This window comes from Pseudomonas sp. TTU2014-080ASC (assembly GCF_001446935.1).
GTDB lineage: Bacteria > Pseudomonadota > Gammaproteobacteria > Pseudomonadales > Pseudomonadaceae > Aquipseudomonas.
This window is the reverse complement of the sequence record NZ_LKKK01000016.1, coordinates 13,517-29,657: the sequence shown is the minus strand read 5'-3', so window position 1 is coordinate 29,657 and position 16,141 is coordinate 13,517. Positions and strand designations below refer to the sequence as shown.

Sequence of the window (16,141 nt, the reverse complement as noted above, 5' to 3'; positions counted from 1 at the left end):
ATTAGCCAACAATGAGGCCCGCTATGACCGCTTCACTTGCAATCCGTCGACTCAATGCCGCAGACCAGGACTTTGCCCAGCATCTGGATCATCTGCTGAGCTGGGAAAGTGTGTCGGACGATGCGGTCAACCATCGCGTTCTGGAAATTATCCAGGCTGTCCGCCAGCGTGGCGATGCTGCACTTGTCGAGTTCACCAACAAATTTGATGGTTTAAACGCCAGCTCTATGGCCGATTTGATCCTGCCCCGTGAGCGTCTGGAGCTGGCGCTGACCCGCATCAGCCCGGAGCAGCGTGAAGCCCTGGAAATTGCGGCCAAACGCGTGCGTGAATACCACGAACACCAGAAACAGGACTCTTGGACTTACACCGAAGCCGACGGCACTGTGCTGGGGCAGAAAGTGACGCCGCTTGATCGTGCCGGTCTGTACGTGCCGGGTGGCAAGGCAACTTACCCGTCCTCTGTGCTGATGAATGCCATTCCAGCCAAGGTTGCTGGCGTTCAGGAAGTGGTGATGGTGGTGCCAACCCCTCGCGGTGAGATCAACGAGATCGTGCTGGCTGCTGCCTGCATCGCCGGTGTTGACCGTGTGTTCACCGTGGGTGGTGCCCAAGCGGTTGCTGCGTTGGCTTATGGCACTGAGAGCGTCCCGCCTGTGGACAAAATTGTCGGCCCAGGCAACATCTATGTGGCGACGGCCAAGCGTCACGTTTTCGGTAAGGTCGGGATCGACATGATTGCCGGCCCGTCCGAGATTCTTGTGGTCTGCGATGGCAAGACCGATCCGGACTGGATTGCTATGGACCTGTTCTCCCAGGCAGAGCACGACGAAGACGCCCAGGCGATTCTGGTCAGCCCGGATGCCGAGTTCCTTGACCGCGTTGCCGCCAGCATCACCAAGCTGCTGCCGACTCTGGAGCGTGAGGCAATTGCCCGTACCTCTATGGAAGGTCGTGGCGCGCTGATCCAAGTTGCCGACATGGCTCAGGCTGTGGAAGTGGCCAACCGTATTGCACCGGAGCACTTGGAGTTGTCGGTGGAGAACCCGCAGGAGCTGCTGCCGCTGATCCGTCACGCGGGCGCCATCTTTATGGGTCGTTACACCGCCGAAGCGTTGGGCGATTACTGTGCCGGGCCGAACCACGTGTTGCCGACTTCCGGTACTGCCCGTTATTCCTCGCCGCTGGGGGTGTATGACTTCCAGAAGCGTTCGTCGATCATTCAGTGCTCGGCAGACGGTGCATCTGAGCTGGGTAAAGTGGCGAGCGTGCTGGCCCGTGGTGAGTCGCTGACTGCCCACGCCCGCAGCGCTGAGTACCGCATTAAAGGCTAATTGTCAGTTGGGCGGCGTTTACGTCGCCCGCTAATCCCCAAGTTTCTGAGGAGTGAAGGGCAGATGAGCAAATTCTGGAGCCCCTTCGTTAAGGACCTGGTGCCGTATGTGCCGGGTGAACAACCGAAAATGACCAAGTTGGTCAAACTCAACACCAATGAAAACCCGTATGGGCCGTCGCCAAAGGCGATTGCTGCCATGCAGGCTGAGTTGAACGAAAATCTGCGTCTGTACCCGGACCCGAACAGCGACCGGCTGAAACAGGCCGTGGCAGATTATTACGGCGTGAAAACCGGCCAGGTGTTTGTCGGCAATGGTTCCGATGAGGTGCTGGCCCATGCGTTTCATGCGCTGTTTCAGCACGGCAAGCCGCTGCTGTTCCCGGATGTGACCTACAGCTTTTATCCGGTGTATTGCGGCCTGTATGGCATCGACTTCGAAGCCATTGCCTTGGACGAGCAGTTCCAGATCAACGTGGCTGATTACCAGCGCCCCAATGGCGGCATTATCTTCCCTAACCCGAATGCGCCAACTGGCCGTGCTCTGGCTCTGGATGCGATTGAGCAACTGCTCAAGGGCAACCCGGACACGGTGGTACTGGTAGATGAGGCGTACATTGATTTCGGTGGTGAGACTGCCATTGGATTGGTGGATAAGTACCCGAACCTGCTGGTGTGCCAGACATTGTCCAAGTCCCGTTCGCTGGCAGGTCTGCGTGTCGGGCTGGCCGTGGGGCACCCGGATTTGATCGAGGCGCTGGAGCGGGTTAAGAACAGCTTCAACTCCTATCCGCTGGATCGTATGGCCATTGCAGGAGCCGCGGCTGCTTTCGAAGATCGGGCGTATTTCGATGAAACCTGCAAAAAGGTGATCGAAAGCCGAGCTGTTGTGGTAACAGGGCTGGAAGAGCTGGGTTTTGAAGTGCTGCCATCAGCCGCGAACTTTGTGTTCGCTCGTCATCCACAAAAGGATGCGGCAGGGCTTCAGGCGGGTTTACGTGAGCAGGGTGTGATTGTGCGCCATTTCAAGCAGGCTCGTATTGCTCAATTCCTGCGGATCACCATCGGCACGCCGGAGCAGAATCAGGCATTGCTGGATGCGTTGAAAGGCCTTTGATGCGGTATAAAAAAACCGCTGCCGGATAACGGCAGCGGTTTTTTCTTGCCCGTTGTATGGGCTTACAGTTGCAGCTTAGGTTCGCGCGGCATACCCAGTGCTCGCTCAGCGATGATGTTGCGCTGGATTTCGTTACTGCCGCCGTAGATGGTGTCTGAGCGGGTAAACAGGAACAGCGACTGTAAGCGTGACAGCTCGTAAGGCCCGCCCTCAAGCACTTCCGCCTCTGGGCCAAGGATATCCATGGCCAGCTTGCCCAGATCCCGGTGCCAATTCGACCAAGCCAATTTGTAGATCATAGCTTCCCGACGCAGACTGCCGTCCTGACTGCCAGAAAGCATACGCAGGGAGTTATAGCGCAGCACTTTGAGCCCAGCCCAGGCTTGCGCCAGACGCTGACGAATCAGTGGATCCTGCGCACTGCCGTTGTCTTTGGCGATGCGGATGATCTCATCCAGTTCGTTCTTGAACTGCATTTGCTGGCCCAAGGTGGAAACCCCACGTTCAAACCCAAGCAACGCCATGGCCACTTTCCAGCCGTCACCGGGCTGGCCGATGATGTGGTCGGCTGGGGTGCGGGCATCTGCAAAGAAGACTTCGTTGAACTCGCTGGTTCCGGTGAGTTGCTGGATCGGTTGTACTTCAATGCCCGGTTGGTCCATGGGCACCAGCAGGAAACTAAGCCCTTGGTGACCGACACTGCCCGGTGTGGTGCGTGCTAAAACAAAGCACCACTGCGACTCGTGGGCCAATGAGGTCCAGACTTTCTGGCCATTGATCAGCCAGTTTTCCCCACTCTCATCCAGTTGTGCACGGGTTTTGACACCCGCCAAGTCAGAGCCAGCACTGGGTTCGGAATAACCCTGACACCAGAACTCTTCACCTTGCAGAATGCCGGGCAGGAAACGTTGCTGCTGTTCCTTCGTTCCCATCGCGACCAGGGTTGGGCCGATCAGGCCTTCGCCAATATGGCCCATGCGCCCAGGGCCGCCTGCGCGGGCGTACTCTTCATTGAAGATCACCTGTTGGCTGATCGACAGACCGCGCCCGCCACATTCTTTGGGCCAGCCGATGCCAATCCAGCCGCCTTTGGCCAGTTCACGCTCCCAGGCTTTACGTTCTTCGGGAAACATATGCTCGTCACCCGGCCCGCCGCGAAAGCGTAGTTGGGCGAACTCACCGCGCAGGTGATCAGCAAGCCATTGTGCGATCTCCTGGCGGAACGCTTCATCCTCAGGGCTGAATCCTATTTTCATGGGCGGGACTCCAGAATCAGGGTGGCCAGACGCTCGCGGTGCCAGGCGGGGGTTCCCAGCAACTGCTCGCTGGCTCGGGCGCGTTTGAAATAAAGGTGTGGGTCGTATTCCCAGGTGAAGCCAACACCGCCATGCAGTTGGATGGACTCCGCCGTGCACTGCATAAAGGCTTCGCTGGCTTCGCTTTTGGCCGTCGGGGCGGCGAATGCCAGTTCTGCGGCCAGTTGCAGATCGCCTTCTGCACTGAGCGCTTCTTGGGCAACACAGGCTGCGTAGTAAGAGGCGGAGCGGGCGTTCTCGATGGCTAGCATGAGGTCGGCGCAGCGGTGCTTGATGGCCTGGAAGCTGGCGATTGGGCGATTGAACTGGCGGCGTTCAGCGACATAGGCCAGCGTCAGGTCCAAAGCTTGCTGGGCACCGCCCACTTGCTCGCAGGCGAGCGCAATGGCACCGATTTGCAACACTTTATCCAGCAGCTCGGCACCGTTGCTTGCAGGGTTGAGGCACTGTTCAGAGGTCACGCTGACTTGATTCAGGGTGATCTTCGCCAGGCGTCGGGTCTGGTCCAGGGTTGGCAGCGCTACACGTTCGACACCGTGCTGGTCACTGTTGATTGCAAACAGCGCCAGTTCACCGTTGGCCTGTTGGGTGCAAACAATCAAAAGCCCAGCCTTGTCACCCTCCAGGACCGATTCAAACTGGCCATTAAGTAACCAGCCGCCATCGGTCTGTGACGCGTGTGGTTGAGTGCTTTGACGCCACTCGTTGCGCCTATGGGCGAACGCCAGTGTGGCGATGAGATTACCGCTCGCCAGTTCCGGCAGCCATTGTTCGCGCAGGGCTTCGTTACTACCCAGCAGTAAGGCTGGTGTCGCCAGGCAGGCGCTGGCCAAGAATGGTGAACAGAGCAGCCTGCGGCCCATTTGTTCAAGCAGTATTGCTTGCTCGACAAATCCCAGACCGAGCCCACCGTACTGTTCCGGAATGATCAGAGCAGGCCAATACAACTCCTGAGCAATCTGTTGCCACAGCAAGGCGTCATAACCCTGTTCGCTGCTCATGGCTGCCCGTACGGCTGCCGAGTCCGAGGCCTTGGCCAGGAAGTTGGCAGCGCTTTCTTGAATCATCAGTTGTTCGTCGTTGAACGCGAAATCCATCAGCAGGTTCCCCAAAGGCCGACACATACGGGGGCTAAGTCTGAGTGGGGGCTGTGACCGGCGAATCCTCAAAAAGGACTATTCAATGGCTTAGGCAGGGCAGGGGGGCTTTAGTCTCAACGGACGATGATGGCACCAGATGGGCTTCGCACAATGGCACTCAGTCATGAGACGACCATTAAAAGGAGCAGAGCCATGATCAAGATCCATGGGTTGAGCTATTTCGTCGCACAAATTGAAAACCTAGACGCCTGGCAGCGTTATGCCGAGGACGTGCTGGGTATGCAGGTCAGCCCTGCGCCGGGTGGCGGTCTGTACGTGAAAATGGACGAGCGCCCGTTCCGCATGCTGATTGTCGAAGGCAGTGAGAAGCGCTACCTGGCTTCAGGGTGGGAGTTGGCCAGCGAAGCGGCATTCCTGCATGCCATCGACGTCTTCAAAGAAAAAGGGATTGAGTACCAGACAGGTACCCCTGAGGAGATTGATCAGCGTGGCGTGCAAGCCATGGTCAGCGTGATCGACCCATCCGGTAATCGTCATGAGCTGAGCTGGGGACATCGCTCCGACTGCTTGCCCTTTATCTCACCGCAGGGCGTGCCGCGCTTTATCACCGGCGACATGGGGCTGGGGCATACCGTACTGCCTGCGCCGAACTTCGATGCGACTGTGGCTTTTGCGCGGGATGTGTTGGGCTTCCAGATCTCAGACATTTTCAACTTCCGTCCGGCTCCCGATGCGCCGGTCACGCGCATCTATTTTCTGCACTGTGCCAATGCCCGTCACCACAGCCTGGCGCTGGGTGAGTACCCGGTTCCAAGCGGCTGTATCCACGTGATGGTTGAGGTGGATGACATGACCGAAGTCGGTCGGGCCCATGATCGCCGCATTGCTCACGATGTGCCGCTGTCGGCCACGTTGGGTGAGCACCTGAACGACCGCATGACCTCCTTCTATATGAAGACGCCTTCCGGCTTTGATCTGGAGTACGGCTATGGAGGCCTGCAAGTGGATTGGGATCAGCACAGCGCTTTTGAATTTACCCGCGTCAGCATTTGGGGCCACGACTTCTCTGTCGGCCGCCAGTAGTAAGGAATTGCCATGAACAAGCAGATGACAACCCAAGACGCCGTAGCGTTGCTCAAAGACGGAATGACCGTCGGTTTCGGTGGCTGGGGCCCACGGCGCAAGCCTATGGCTGTGGTGCGCGAGATATTGCGCAGTGATGTCAAAGACCTGACCGTGGTCGGCTACGGTGGCCCGGAAATGGGCATGCTGTGTGCCGCTGGCAAGGTTCGCAAACTGATTTTCGGCTTTGCCACGATGGATGCGATCCCTCTGGAGCCGTGGTTCCGCAAATGCCGTCAGGCCGGGCAAATAAAGGAGCTGATGGAGCTGGATGAGGGCATGTATCAGTGGGGCCTGCGCGCAGCGGGTATGCGTCTGCCGTTTTTGCCAACCCGCTGCGGTTTGGCGACGGATGTCACCCGTCTCAACCCGGAGATCAAAACCATCACATCGCCGTATGAGGATGGTGAAGTGCTACTGGCGATGCCTGCGCTGAATCTGGATATCAGCTTCCTGCACGTCAACGAGGCTGACCGTCTGGGTAATACCCTGATTACCGGCAATGACGCTTATTTCGACCACTTGATGGCCCGCGCCTCAAAGCAGTGTGTGGTGTCGTGCGAGCGTATCAGCGAGCGCTTTGAGCTGACGGCTGAACAGGCGCGTTTCAACCTGTTTGAACGCTATCTGGTAACGGGGGTTGTGCATGCGCCGTTTGGTGCGCACCCGACTACCTGCGCCCCTGACTACGGCTGGGATCTCAGCCATATGAAGCGCTACAGCGAGTCTGCTGAGGCCGAGAACGGCTGGGCTGCCTATATGGAGGAGTTCGTCCTCTGCAGTGAGTCCGAGTATCAGGCCAAAAATGGCGGCAGTGACCGTCTCTCCACCCTTGCCCAACCGGTGTTCTGAGGAGAAAACCATGAGTGTTGCCAAAGACTTTTCTCTAGCAGAACTGATGATTGTTGCCGCCAGCGAAGCCTGGCGGGGCAATGGTGAAGTGCTGGCCTCCGGTCTGGGAATCCTGCCGCGCTTGGGTGCAGGCTTAGCCAAGATGACTCACAGCCCTGAGCTGTTGATGACCGACAGTGAATGCTTCCTGGTCGAGGAGCCGATTCCGGTCGGCCCGCGTGGCGACTACGTGCCGAAGTACTCCGGTTATATGGGCTTTGAGCGTGTCTTTGAGTGTGTGTGGGGTGGCCGTCGCCACGCCATGATCGGCCCTACTCAGATCGACCGTTTTGCCCAGAGCAACTTGTCAGTGGTTGGCGATGATTACTACCAGCCGAAGATTGCCATGCTGGGTGTGCGTGGTCTGCCGGGTAACAGCATCAACCATAAAAACTCGTTCTTTATGCCGAGCCACAGCAAGCGTTCGCTGGTGCATGAAGTCGACATGGTTTCTGGCGTCGGCTTCAACCCCGAGCGTTGGGAAAAGGGCATGGATGCTTCGCTGATGTCGGTTGGCATCGTGCTCACTGACCTGTGCGTCATGGATTTCAACGGCCCGAACAACGCCGCTCAGGTGCTGTCGCTGCATCCAGGTGTGAGCTTCGAGCAGGTTCAGGAGAACACCGGATTCGAATTGCTTAAAGCGCCGGGAATGGGCGAGACACCGCATCCGACTGAAGAGCAGTTAGCTGTGATTCGCCGCCTTGATCCCCATGACCTGCGAAGCAAGCAGTTGAAGGGCAATCCACCGGGCATTCGTCAGGCCTGATGGGGAGAACGATATGAGCGAATTTATCAAGCGTGAAGACAATAGCGTCTACGAGACCGAAAACCCGGTGCAATACAGCGTGTCGGAAGGCATTGCCACTGTCAGCTTCAGTCGGCCAGGGTTCAATAACGCGCAAAACTCGCAGATGACCTATGCCCTGGATGCCGCGTTTAAGCGCGCTATCAGCGACGATGACGTGAAAGTCATCGTGCTGCGCGGAGAAGGTAAGCATTTCTCTGCGGGGCACGACATCGGCACGCCGGGGCGCGACATCAACAAAGAGTTCGAACGCGCTCATCTGCTCTGGGATCACACCAACAAGCCCGGTGGCGAGTTCCTCTATGTACGTGAGCAGGAAGTCTATCTGGGCATGTGCCGTCGCTGGCGCGAGATGCCCAAGCCGACCATCGCCATGGTACAGGGTGCCTGTATTGCTGGCGGCCTGATGCTGGCGTGGGTGTGTGACCTGATTGTGGCCAGTGATGATGCATTCTTCCAGGACCCGGTCGTGCGCATGGGCATTCCCGGCGTGGAGTACTTCGCTCATCCCTACGAGATGAATCCACGCATTGCCAAAGAGTTCCTGATGACCGGGGATCGCATGTCGGCCACCCGCGCTTATGAGGTTGGAATGGTCAACCGCGTGGTTCCACGTGCTGAGCTGGAAGTCGCGACCTACGCGCTGGCGGCCAAGGTTGCCTTGCAACCGCGCATGGGCCTGGCGCTGACCAAACAAGCGATCAACCACGTTGAGGATCTTGCCGGTAAGCGTACCGCCATGGATGCGGTGTTTGCCTGGCATCACTTTGCTCACACTCATAACGAGTTGTTGTCTGGGGACAAACTGGGCGGCTATGACGCCAAGGCGATGGCCGCTGCCAACAAAAAATCAGCGGGAGAAGCCTGATGAGTGCATGGCTGGAAACCGAACTGACACGTCGTTTGGGCTGCCGTCACCCGGTGGTGCAAACGGCGATGGGCTGGGTGGCCGATGCCAATCTGGTGATCGGTACAACCCGTGCCGGTGGCTTTGGCTTTCTGGCTGCTGCCACGCTCAACACCGCGCAGACGCGCAGTGAGATCGAAAAAATTATTGCCGCCACGGGCAGCCGTAATTTTGGCCTGAACTTTCATATGTTTCAGGAGAACGCTGCGGATTGCGTAGACATGGCCATCGACTACGGCCTTAAAGCCGTTAGCTACGGTCGTGGGCCGGACTCGAAAACCGTACAACGCTTCAAAGATGCCGGTGTGTTGTGTATCCCGACGGTGGGTGCGGTCAAGCATGCGGTCAAGGCCGTGCAGATGGGCGCCGACATGATCACCATTCAGGGCGGCGAGGGCGGTGGTCACACCGGTGGCGTGCCCAGTTCCATCCTGTTGCCACAGGTGCTGGATGCGGTGCAAGTGCCGGTTATTGCTGCCGGTGGTTACAGCACAGGGCGGGGGCTGGCTTCGGCACTGGCTGCTGGTGCGGCTGGGGTTGCCATGGGCACGCGCTTTCTGATGAGCAAGGAGTCACCGACGCCACTTGCCACGCTTGAGCGCTACCTGAAAGTGAACGACCCGCAGCAGGTACGCGTCACCTTGGCGGTGGATGGCATGCGTCACCGCATGATTGAAAACGCCTTCATCAACCGTTTGGAAAAAGCCAGCGGCCTTGGCCGTTTGCTGATCGCCATGCGCAGTGCCTGGAGCTGGAAGCAACAAACCGGCATGTCCAGCGCGCACATGCTGAGCATCCTGTTCAAGGTACTCAAAGAGGAGCCAGAAGCGCTCTCGCAGACGCTGATGGCCTCCAACCAACCGGTACTGCTGCAGAAGTCCATGCAGGACGGCCTGCCGGATGAGGGCATTTTGCCGTCTGGGCAGGTGGCTGCCGCCATCAATGAACTCGCCAGTTGCGAGCAGATTATTCAAGAGATTGTCGAGCAGGCTGAAGCCTGTCTCAACGCGCTTTATCAAAACAATAAACAGGGCCAGCCAGAGGCTGAGCAGAGCAGGAGAGCCGTATGAGCAGCGCTTTTACTACCCGTCTGCAGGACGGTATTGCGGAGCTGGTGATCGCCAAAGCGCCGGTCAACGCACTGGACAGTCAGGAGTGGATGGGGCTTGCGGCCACCATCAACGAATTGGGTAACAACCCTGAAACCCGCGTCATCATCATTCGTGCTGAAGGCCGTGGTTTTTGCGCCGGTGTCGATATCAAAGAGTTGGATCAACACCCTGAGCGCATTGTTCTGGTTAACCGGGGCAACTATGAAACCTTCAAAGCCGTTCACCGTTGCCCGGTTCCGGTCATCGTAGCGGTGCATGGTTTTGTGCTTGGTGGCGGCATTGGCATTACCGGTGCAGCGGACATTGTGCTGGCCTCTGAATGCGCCACCTTTGCCCTGCCTGAGGTTGACCGTGGCGCAATGGGCGGTGGTGCGCATCTGCAACGCCTGTTCCCGGTGCAAAAGGTGCGCTACCTGTTCTTTACCGGCGAGAAAATTGGTGCCCGTGAGGCGGCTCAGTACGGCTTTATCGAACGCATCGTGAGCAAAGAAGAACTGCCTGAGGCTGCTCTGGAAATTGCCCGCAAGATTGCCGCGAAGAGCCCGGAGATGATCCGCATTGCCAAAGAGGCACTCAACGGTATCGAAGACGGCAACCTGGAAGACAAATACCGCTGGGAGCAGGGCTTTACGCTGCAAGCCTATACCAGTCCGGATTCGTCTGAGACGCGCCGTGCCTTTGTCGAAAAACGTGACGTGAGCTTCTGAGGCCGAGCATGCAACTGACCTATAGCGCAACACAACAAGCCTTCCGCGAAGAAGTCCGCGCCTGGTTGGCTGAGAACGTACCGGCCACTGCGTTGGCCAGTTACGACACCCGTGAAGGTTTTGAGCAGCACCGCGCCTGGGAGCGCAAGCTGTTTGATGCTCGCCTGTCGATGGTCATGTGGCCAGAGCATTTGGGCGGCCGTGGCTGTGGCCTGATCGAGTGGTTGATCTTCGAGGAAGAGTATTACGGTGCAGGCGCGCCCATGCGCGTGAACCAGAACGGCCAGCTGCTGCTGGGGCCGACCCTGATGGAGTTCGGCACAGAGCAACAGCGCCGTGACTTCCTGCCACGCACCGCGTCCAGCGAGATCATGTGGGCGCAGGCCTGGTCGGAGCCTAACGCAGGCTCGGACATGGCCGCGATCAGCTCCAAAGCCATCCGCGATGGTGACCACTATGTGCTCAACGGCCAGAAAACCTGGTCGACCCGCGCCAGCTTTGCTGACATGGCTTTCGGTTTGTTCCGTAGTGATCCGGCTTCCAGCCGCCACCATGGTCTGAGCTACCTGATGGTGCCGCTGGATACGCCGGGTGTGTCTATCCGCCCGTTCAAGGCACTCAACGGTAAAGACGCGTTTGCCGAAATTTTCTTCGATGACGTGCGCGTTCCGGTGGCCAATCGTATTGGCGATGAGGGGCAGGGCTGGCACGTGGCAATGGCCACCGCAGGGTTTGAGCGTGGTCTGCTGCTGCGTTCTCCGGCTCGCTTTCAGGCACCGGTACGTGAGCTGGTCAAACTCTACCGCAAGCATCAGGACTCGGCGGACCGCGATCCGGCGATCCGTGAAGCCGTGCTCAAGTGCTGGATGGATGCCGAGGCCTATGCCTTGGGCGCTTACAACACCGTGGGCCGCCTCAATGCGGGCGAGAAAATTGGGGCGGAAGCTTCAACCAACAAAATTGTCTGGTCCGAGCTGGATCTGCTGATCCAGGAAACCGCCATGCGCATCCTTGGCCCACGTGCGGAGCTGCGTAACGAAGCGCCGTTGCTGGGGGATGACCAGGGCTGGCTGGAGGCTTTCCTGTTTGCTCAGGCCGGGCCGATTTACGCTGGTACCAACGAGATCCAGCGCAACATCATTGCCGAGCGCATGCTCGGTCTGCCGAAGTAAGGGGCGGGCGATGAACTTCACATTTACTGAAGACCAACTGGCTTTCCGTGAAGCGATCAGCCGCTTCCTGATGACCGAAGCCGCCCCGGAAATGCTCCGTGAAATCTGGGAAACCGATGCCGGGCGCTCGCCAGACCTGCGCGCCAAAATTGCCGAGCAGGGCCTGACCGCGCTGTCTGTACCAGAAGCGTGCGGTGGCTTGGGCATGGATGATGTGGCCTGGGCTTTGATGACACAGGAGTTGGGTTACTACGCGATTCCCGACTCCATGGCGGATATGGCCTACGTCGCAGCGGGCCTGCTCAGTGCAATGCCTGCTTCGGAGCAACGTGATCAATGGTTGGGGCAGATCGCCGAAGGCAGCATCCGCGTTGCTGTGGGGCATTCGGTTAACCCACTGGTCGCTGATGCCAAGAACGCTGATCTGTTGCTGTTAAACCATGGGGATGAGATCCACGGGCTCAGTAACAGTCAGGTGGAATCCGTGGTTAATCCGAGCATTGACGCCTCGCGTCGTCTCTATGAAGTGCAGTGGCAACCGTCTGCACAAACGCTTCTGGCCAGCGGCGAGCAGGGGCGTGCTTTGCAGGCGCTGACCATGAACCGTGGTGCCTTGAGTACAGCCGGACAACTGTTGGGGCTGGCTCAACGCATGTTGGATTTGTCGGTGGATTACGTGGCCCAGCGTAAACAGTTCGGCAAGCCGATTGGCAGTTTCCAGGCGGTCAAACACCACCTGGCTGATGTCGCCACCAAAATTGAGTTCGCCAAGCCCGTTCTGTACCGCGCGGCCTATGCGTTAGCTCACGGTGAGTCGCAGGTCGATGTGCGTGTCTCCCATGCCAAGCTGGCCTGCTGCGAAGCCGCGTGGCTGGCCGCCCGCCACGGTATTCAAGTACACGGTGCCATGGGCTACACCTGGGAAGTCGACCTGCAAATGTTCATGAAGCGCGCTTGGTCACTGGACAGTGCCTGGGGTGACCGTGGGCTGCACAAAAACCGCATTGCCCACCATGTGCTGACTGCTGAAGTCGGCCCTGGCCTTACGTTCGGGGAGTAAGTCATGACCCAAGCCTATATCGTTGATGCCTTGCGCACGCCCACCGGTAAGCGCAAAGGCAGCCTTGCCCACGTTCATGCCATCGACCTGGGTGCCCATGTACTCAAGGCGCTGGTGGAGCGCAACAGTATTCCGGCCGATGAATACGATGATGTGATCTTCGGCTGCGTTGACACCATTGGCTCCCAAGCCGGTGATATCGCCCGCACCAGTTGGCTCGCCGCAGGCCTGCCACTGTGTGTGCCGGGGACTACGGTCGATCGCCAGTGCGGCTCATCCCAGCAGGCGCTGCACTTTGCCGCTCAAGCTGTAATGAGCGGGACTCAGGATGTTGTCGCGGTAGGCGGCGTGCAGACCATGACCCAGATCCCGATCTCTTCGGCGATGGTCGCCGGGCAGGCGTTGGGCTTTAGTGATCCGTTCTCCGGCAGCAAGGGTTGGCAGGCGCGTTTTGCCGATCAACCGGTGAACCAGTTCTATGCAGCTCAGCGTATTGCTGATCACTGGTCGATCAGCCGGGCCGAGATGGAAGCCTTTGCTCTGGAAAGCCATCGTCGCGCTCTGGCTGCCATCGAGGCGGGCCGCTTTGCCCGTGAGATCGTCGCTTGTGAGGGCTTGCAGGTGGATGAAACGCCACGTGCGACCTCGTTGGAAAAAATGGCCAGTCTGGAGCCGGTCGACCCTGCGTTCCCAGGCATTACGGCGGCAGTTTCCAGCCAGACCTGTGACGCTTCGGCGGCCTTGCTGGTGGTCAGTGAAGCGGCGCTCAAGCGCTACAACCTGACGCCTCGGGCGCGTATCCACACCTTGTCGGTGCGGGGCGATGACCCGATCTGGCACCTCACCGCACCTATTGAAGCCACGCGCTTTGCCCTGAAAAAAGCGGGCATGAGCATGGCTGACATTGATCGTGTGGAAATCAACGAAGCCTTTGCTTCGGTGGTGATGGCTTGGGCCAAGGAGCTGGATTACGACCCGGCGCAAACCAACGTTAATGGCGGTGCTATTGCGCTTGGCCATCCGCTGGGCGCAACCGGTGCCCGCCTGATGACCACCTTGCTGCACGAACTTGAGCGCAGTGGTGGCCGCTATGGCTTGCAGACCATGTGCGAAGGCGGCGGTCAGGCCAACGTCACCATTATCGAACGTCTTTGATAACGGCCTGCGCGTACCCGGTGCGCGCAGGGCGCAGCAATAATTCTAGGAGTAACTGATGGGTATTTTGAATGATCGCGTGGTGATTATCACCGGCGCGGGTGGCGGGCTGGGTGCGGCACACGCACGGGTGTTTGCGGCTGAAGGTGCATGTGTCATCGTCAACGACATCAACCAAGCTGCGGCTCAGGCTGTGGTGGATGACATCGTAGCCAAGGGCGGCCGTGCCGTGGTCAACACCTCAGATATCACCAACTACGCCAGCAGTGCGGAAGCGGTGCGTCAGGCGATTGAAACCTATGGCGATCTGCACGTGGTACTGAACAACGCGGGGATCAACCGCGACCGTATGTTCGCCTCCATGACTGAAGCCGACTGGGACGCCATCATGGCGGTGCACCTTAAAGGGCATTTCTGCATCACCTCCAATGCGGTGCAGTACTGGCGTGACCAGTCCAAGGCCGGTAAAGCGGTTAATGCGCGAATCATCAACACCACCTCAGGTGCCGGTTTGCAGGGCTCCATCGGCCAGTCCAACTATGCCGCTGCCAAAGCAGGCATTGCTGCGCTGACGTTGAACCAAGCTGCTGAACTGGGCCGTTATGGCATTACCGCCAATGCGGTTGCTCCGGCTGCGCGTACCGGGATGACCACAGCTGTGGAGTCGATGGCAACCCGCATGGCCAAACCGGAAGACGGCAGCTTCGACTACTGGGCCCCGGAAAACGTCTCCTCGCTGCTGGCCTGGCTGGCCAGTGAAGAGTCCTCAGGTCTGACTGGACGCATTTTTGAGTCCGAAGGCGGCAAGATTTCGATTGCCGATGGCTGGCGCAGTACGGCTGGTGTCGATAAGGGCGCTCGCTGGGAACCGGCAGAAGTGGGCCAGGCGATTGAGCAGTTACTGGCCGCTGAAGTGCCCGCACAGAAGGTGTACGGCAGCTAATTGATTCCCCCGTCGGAGCCTGACAACAATGAAAAAAACGACAGGTGTTGCCCTCGTAACAGGTGCCAGCCGTGGCGTAGGGCAGGGTATCGCTGAGGCGCTCGGCGCCACCGGCATGACCGTTTACGTCACGGGGCGCAGTGCCAAACCAGGTGCGCAATTGTTCCGGGGGGAGGCATTGCACGGCACGGTGTTTGAGACCGCCGAAGCTATTACCGCAGCAGGTGGTCATGGCATCGCCGTGGTTTGTGATCATGGCGATGATGAGCAGGTGCGCGCCTTAATGGCGCGCATAGAAGAGGAACAGGGCGGGCTGGATATTCTGGTCAACAATGCGTTGACCATTGACGATAGCCTGACCGAGCCCGGGCCTTTCTGGAGCAAACCGCTCAGCCTGGTGCGTATGCTGGATGTTGGCCTGCGTTCCTCTTACGTCGCCAGTTATTACGCAGCGCCACTGCTAATCCGGCGCAAAGGGTTAGTGGTGTTTACCTCATCGTTTGGTGCCGGGTGTTACATGCACGGCCCAGCCTATGGTGCGCAGAAAGCCGGTGGCGACAAGATGGCCAGCGACATGGCGGTGGATTTTGAGCCGCATGAGGTGACGGTTGTGTCGCTGTGGCTGGGTATGCAGCTGACCCAGCGCAGTGAGCTGGCCAGCAAGGCCCATGAAGGCACCTATGAGCAATTCCGGCAGGTGGCGGAAACGCCACACTTCAACGGGCGTTTGATCTCGGCGTTATGGCGTGATCCTGAGCGGCAGCGCTTGAGTGGACAGACGCTGGTCAGTGCAGAGCTGGCGCAGGGTTATGGCGTGCGTGATCGCGACGAGCGCCAGCCCATTTCCTGGCGTGAGCAATTGGGCGGTCCGCGGCCGTTCCATCCTGCCCGTATTGGCTGATTATCCGCATGACAAGGAACTGCTATGGACCTCTCACAACGTATTGCCAGGCTTGAAGCGCTGGAGGCTATCCGGCGCGTGAAACATTGCTATCTCAACAGTTGCGATCTGAAGGATGTGGAGCAGATTCGCAACTGCTTTGCCGACGGCGAGGTGGATATCGACTTTGGTCCGCTGGGGCGTTATCGCCATCGTGATGACTTCATCGAGATGTACAGCCGTCTGGCTTGCCAACCCAGAGTGATCGACAGCCATCACGGGGCCAACCCGGAGATTGATCTGCTTAGCGAAAGCGAGGCCCGGGGGCGCTGGGCACTGAGCTATTTCAATCTGGATGCTGAAACCGGTGCTACGCGGCGTCTCGGGGTGATCTATCACGACCGTTACCGCTGCATTGACGGGCAGTGGAAGATCGTCGCCTGTAAGTCGACCGTGATTGCAGAGGTGTGTGGTCAGCATCAGCCCGTTTCTGCTCAGGCTTGAACTGCGCCCGGTAC

Annotated in this window: 16 protein-coding genes; 14 read left to right on the top strand and 2 right to left on the bottom strand. The window is 58.7% G+C overall.

Annotation, left to right across the window (positions count from 1 at the left end):
- Positions 1 to 23 precede the first annotated feature (23 nt).
- Both hisD and hisC read left to right on the top strand, forming a co-directional pair.
- Positions 24 to 1,334 (top strand): histidinol dehydrogenase, encoded by a 1,311-nt coding sequence (hisD, locus tag AO726_RS19845; RefSeq protein WP_058069847.1) that lies wholly within the window; start codon positions 24 to 26, stop codon positions 1,332 to 1,334.
- Positions 1,335 to 1,397: 63 nt separating this feature from the next.
- Complete coding sequence (gene hisC, locus AO726_RS19840) at positions 1,398 to 2,450, top strand: histidinol-phosphate transaminase (protein WP_058069846.1); 1,053 nt, start codon at positions 1,398 to 1,400, stop codon at positions 2,448 to 2,450.
- 62 nt (positions 2,451 to 2,512) lie between these two features.
- Here hisC and AO726_RS19835 read toward each other — a convergent pair whose 3' ends face one another.
- Both AO726_RS19835 and AO726_RS19830 read right to left on the bottom strand, forming a co-directional pair.
- Complete coding sequence (locus tag AO726_RS19835) at positions 2,513 to 3,706, bottom strand: acyl-CoA dehydrogenase family protein (RefSeq protein ID WP_058069845.1); 1,194 nt, start codon at positions 3,704 to 3,706, stop codon at positions 2,513 to 2,515.
- Positions 3,703 to 4,863 (bottom strand): acyl-CoA dehydrogenase family protein, encoded by a 1,161-nt coding sequence (locus tag AO726_RS19830; protein ID WP_058069844.1) that lies wholly within the window; start codon positions 4,861 to 4,863, stop codon positions 3,703 to 3,705. The genes AO726_RS19835 and AO726_RS19830 overlap by 4 nt, the downstream gene beginning before the upstream one ends.
- 195 nt (positions 4,864 to 5,058) lie before the next feature.
- On the opposite strand from AO726_RS19830, the gene AO726_RS19825 reads away from it, so the two are divergent.
- Genes AO726_RS19825 through AO726_RS19770 form a run of 12 tightly spaced genes read left to right on the top strand, consistent with a single transcriptional unit; the run spans position 5,059 to position 16,127 of the window.
- Complete coding sequence (locus tag AO726_RS19825; protein WP_058069843.1) at positions 5,059 to 5,949, top strand: VOC family protein; 891 nt, start codon at positions 5,059 to 5,061, stop codon at positions 5,947 to 5,949.
- Between the two features lie 12 nt (positions 5,950 to 5,961).
- Entirely contained in the window at positions 5,962 to 6,840 is an 879-nt protein-coding gene (locus AO726_RS19820; protein WP_058069842.1) for a CoA transferase subunit A, read from the top strand.
- Positions 6,841 to 6,850: 10 nt separating this feature from the next.
- Positions 6,851 to 7,648, top strand: coding sequence for a CoA-transferase subunit beta (locus tag AO726_RS19815; protein WP_058069841.1), 798 nt, complete (start codon positions 6,851 to 6,853; stop codon positions 7,646 to 7,648).
- A 13-nt stretch (positions 7,649 to 7,661) separates the two neighbouring features.
- The gene (locus AO726_RS19810; RefSeq protein ID WP_058069840.1) at positions 7,662 to 8,555 is read left to right on the top strand and encodes an enoyl-CoA hydratase; all 894 of its coding nucleotides are present in this window, start codon (positions 7,662 to 7,664) and stop codon (positions 8,553 to 8,555) included.
- Positions 8,555 to 9,664 carry an NAD(P)H-dependent flavin oxidoreductase gene (locus AO726_RS19805; protein ID WP_058069839.1) on the top strand — a complete coding sequence of 370 codons (1,110 nt, stop codon included), beginning with the start codon at positions 8,555 to 8,557 and terminating at the stop codon, positions 9,662 to 9,664. The genes AO726_RS19810 and AO726_RS19805 overlap by 1 nt, the downstream gene beginning before the upstream one ends.
- The gene (locus AO726_RS19800; RefSeq protein ID WP_058069838.1) at positions 9,661 to 10,413 is read left to right on the top strand and encodes an enoyl-CoA hydratase family protein; all 753 of its coding nucleotides are present in this window, start codon (positions 9,661 to 9,663) and stop codon (positions 10,411 to 10,413) included. The genes AO726_RS19805 and AO726_RS19800 overlap by 4 nt, the downstream gene beginning before the upstream one ends.
- Before the next feature lie 8 nt (positions 10,414 to 10,421).
- Positions 10,422 to 11,585, top strand: a complete 1,164-nt coding sequence (locus tag AO726_RS19795; protein WP_058069837.1) for an acyl-CoA dehydrogenase family protein — start codon at positions 10,422 to 10,424, stop codon at positions 11,583 to 11,585.
- A 10-nt stretch (positions 11,586 to 11,595) separates the two neighbouring features.
- Entirely contained in the window at positions 11,596 to 12,645 is a 1,050-nt protein-coding gene (locus tag AO726_RS19790; RefSeq protein ID WP_058069836.1) for an acyl-CoA dehydrogenase family protein, read from the top strand.
- A gap of 3 nt (positions 12,646 to 12,648) precedes the next feature.
- Positions 12,649 to 13,800 carry an acetyl-CoA C-acetyltransferase gene (locus tag AO726_RS19785; protein ID WP_058069835.1) on the top strand — a complete coding sequence of 384 codons (1,152 nt, stop codon included), beginning with the start codon at positions 12,649 to 12,651 and terminating at the stop codon, positions 13,798 to 13,800.
- A gap of 58 nt (positions 13,801 to 13,858) precedes the next feature.
- Positions 13,859 to 14,743, top strand: coding sequence for an SDR family oxidoreductase (locus AO726_RS19780; RefSeq protein ID WP_058069834.1), 885 nt, complete (start codon positions 13,859 to 13,861; stop codon positions 14,741 to 14,743).
- A gap of 28 nt (positions 14,744 to 14,771) precedes the next feature.
- The gene (locus tag AO726_RS19775) at positions 14,772 to 15,644 is read left to right on the top strand and encodes an SDR family NAD(P)-dependent oxidoreductase (protein WP_058069833.1); all 873 of its coding nucleotides are present in this window, start codon (positions 14,772 to 14,774) and stop codon (positions 15,642 to 15,644) included.
- A 24-nt stretch (positions 15,645 to 15,668) separates the two neighbouring features.
- Positions 15,669 to 16,127 (top strand): nuclear transport factor 2 family protein, encoded by a 459-nt coding sequence (locus tag AO726_RS19770; RefSeq protein ID WP_058069832.1) that lies wholly within the window; start codon positions 15,669 to 15,671, stop codon positions 16,125 to 16,127.
- Positions 16,128 to 16,141 lie beyond the last annotated feature (14 nt).

What these genes read in the sequence shown, in the direction of transcription:
- hisC (WP_058069846.1), top strand. Translation starts at nt 1,398, where the DNA reads ATGAGCAAATTCTGGAGCCCCTTCGTTAAGGACCTGGTGCCGTATGTG.
- AO726_RS19785 (WP_058069835.1), top strand. Translation starts at nt 12,649, where the DNA reads ATGACCCAAGCCTATATCGTTGATGCCTTGCGCACGCCCACCGGTAAG.
- AO726_RS19830 (WP_058069844.1), bottom strand. Translation starts at nt 4,863, where the DNA reads ATGGATTTCGCGTTCAACGACGAACAACTGATGATTCAAGAAAGCGCT.
- AO726_RS19810 (WP_058069840.1), top strand. Translation starts at nt 7,662, where the DNA reads ATGAGCGAATTTATCAAGCGTGAAGACAATAGCGTCTACGAGACCGAA.
- AO726_RS19800 (WP_058069838.1), top strand. Translation starts at nt 9,661, where the DNA reads ATGAGCAGCGCTTTTACTACCCGTCTGCAGGACGGTATTGCGGAGCTG.
- AO726_RS19820 (WP_058069842.1), top strand. Translation starts at nt 5,962, where the DNA reads ATGAACAAGCAGATGACAACCCAAGACGCCGTAGCGTTGCTCAAAGAC.
- AO726_RS19775 (WP_058069833.1), top strand. Translation starts at nt 14,772, where the DNA reads ATGAAAAAAACGACAGGTGTTGCCCTCGTAACAGGTGCCAGCCGTGGC.
- AO726_RS19770 (WP_058069832.1), top strand. Translation starts at nt 15,669, where the DNA reads ATGGACCTCTCACAACGTATTGCCAGGCTTGAAGCGCTGGAGGCTATC.
- AO726_RS19795 (WP_058069837.1), top strand. Translation starts at nt 10,422, where the DNA reads ATGCAACTGACCTATAGCGCAACACAACAAGCCTTCCGCGAAGAAGTC.
- AO726_RS19825 (WP_058069843.1), top strand. Translation starts at nt 5,059, where the DNA reads ATGATCAAGATCCATGGGTTGAGCTATTTCGTCGCACAAATTGAAAAC.
- hisD (WP_058069847.1), top strand. Translation starts at nt 24, where the DNA reads ATGACCGCTTCACTTGCAATCCGTCGACTCAATGCCGCAGACCAGGAC.
- AO726_RS19805 (WP_058069839.1), top strand. Translation starts at nt 8,555, where the DNA reads ATGAGTGCATGGCTGGAAACCGAACTGACACGTCGTTTGGGCTGCCGT.
- AO726_RS19780 (WP_058069834.1), top strand. Translation starts at nt 13,859, where the DNA reads ATGGGTATTTTGAATGATCGCGTGGTGATTATCACCGGCGCGGGTGGC.
- AO726_RS19835 (WP_058069845.1), bottom strand. Translation starts at nt 3,706, where the DNA reads ATGAAAATAGGATTCAGCCCTGAGGATGAAGCGTTCCGCCAGGAGATC.
- AO726_RS19790 (WP_058069836.1), top strand. Translation starts at nt 11,596, where the DNA reads ATGAACTTCACATTTACTGAAGACCAACTGGCTTTCCGTGAAGCGATC.
- AO726_RS19815 (WP_058069841.1), top strand. Translation starts at nt 6,851, where the DNA reads ATGAGTGTTGCCAAAGACTTTTCTCTAGCAGAACTGATGATTGTTGCC.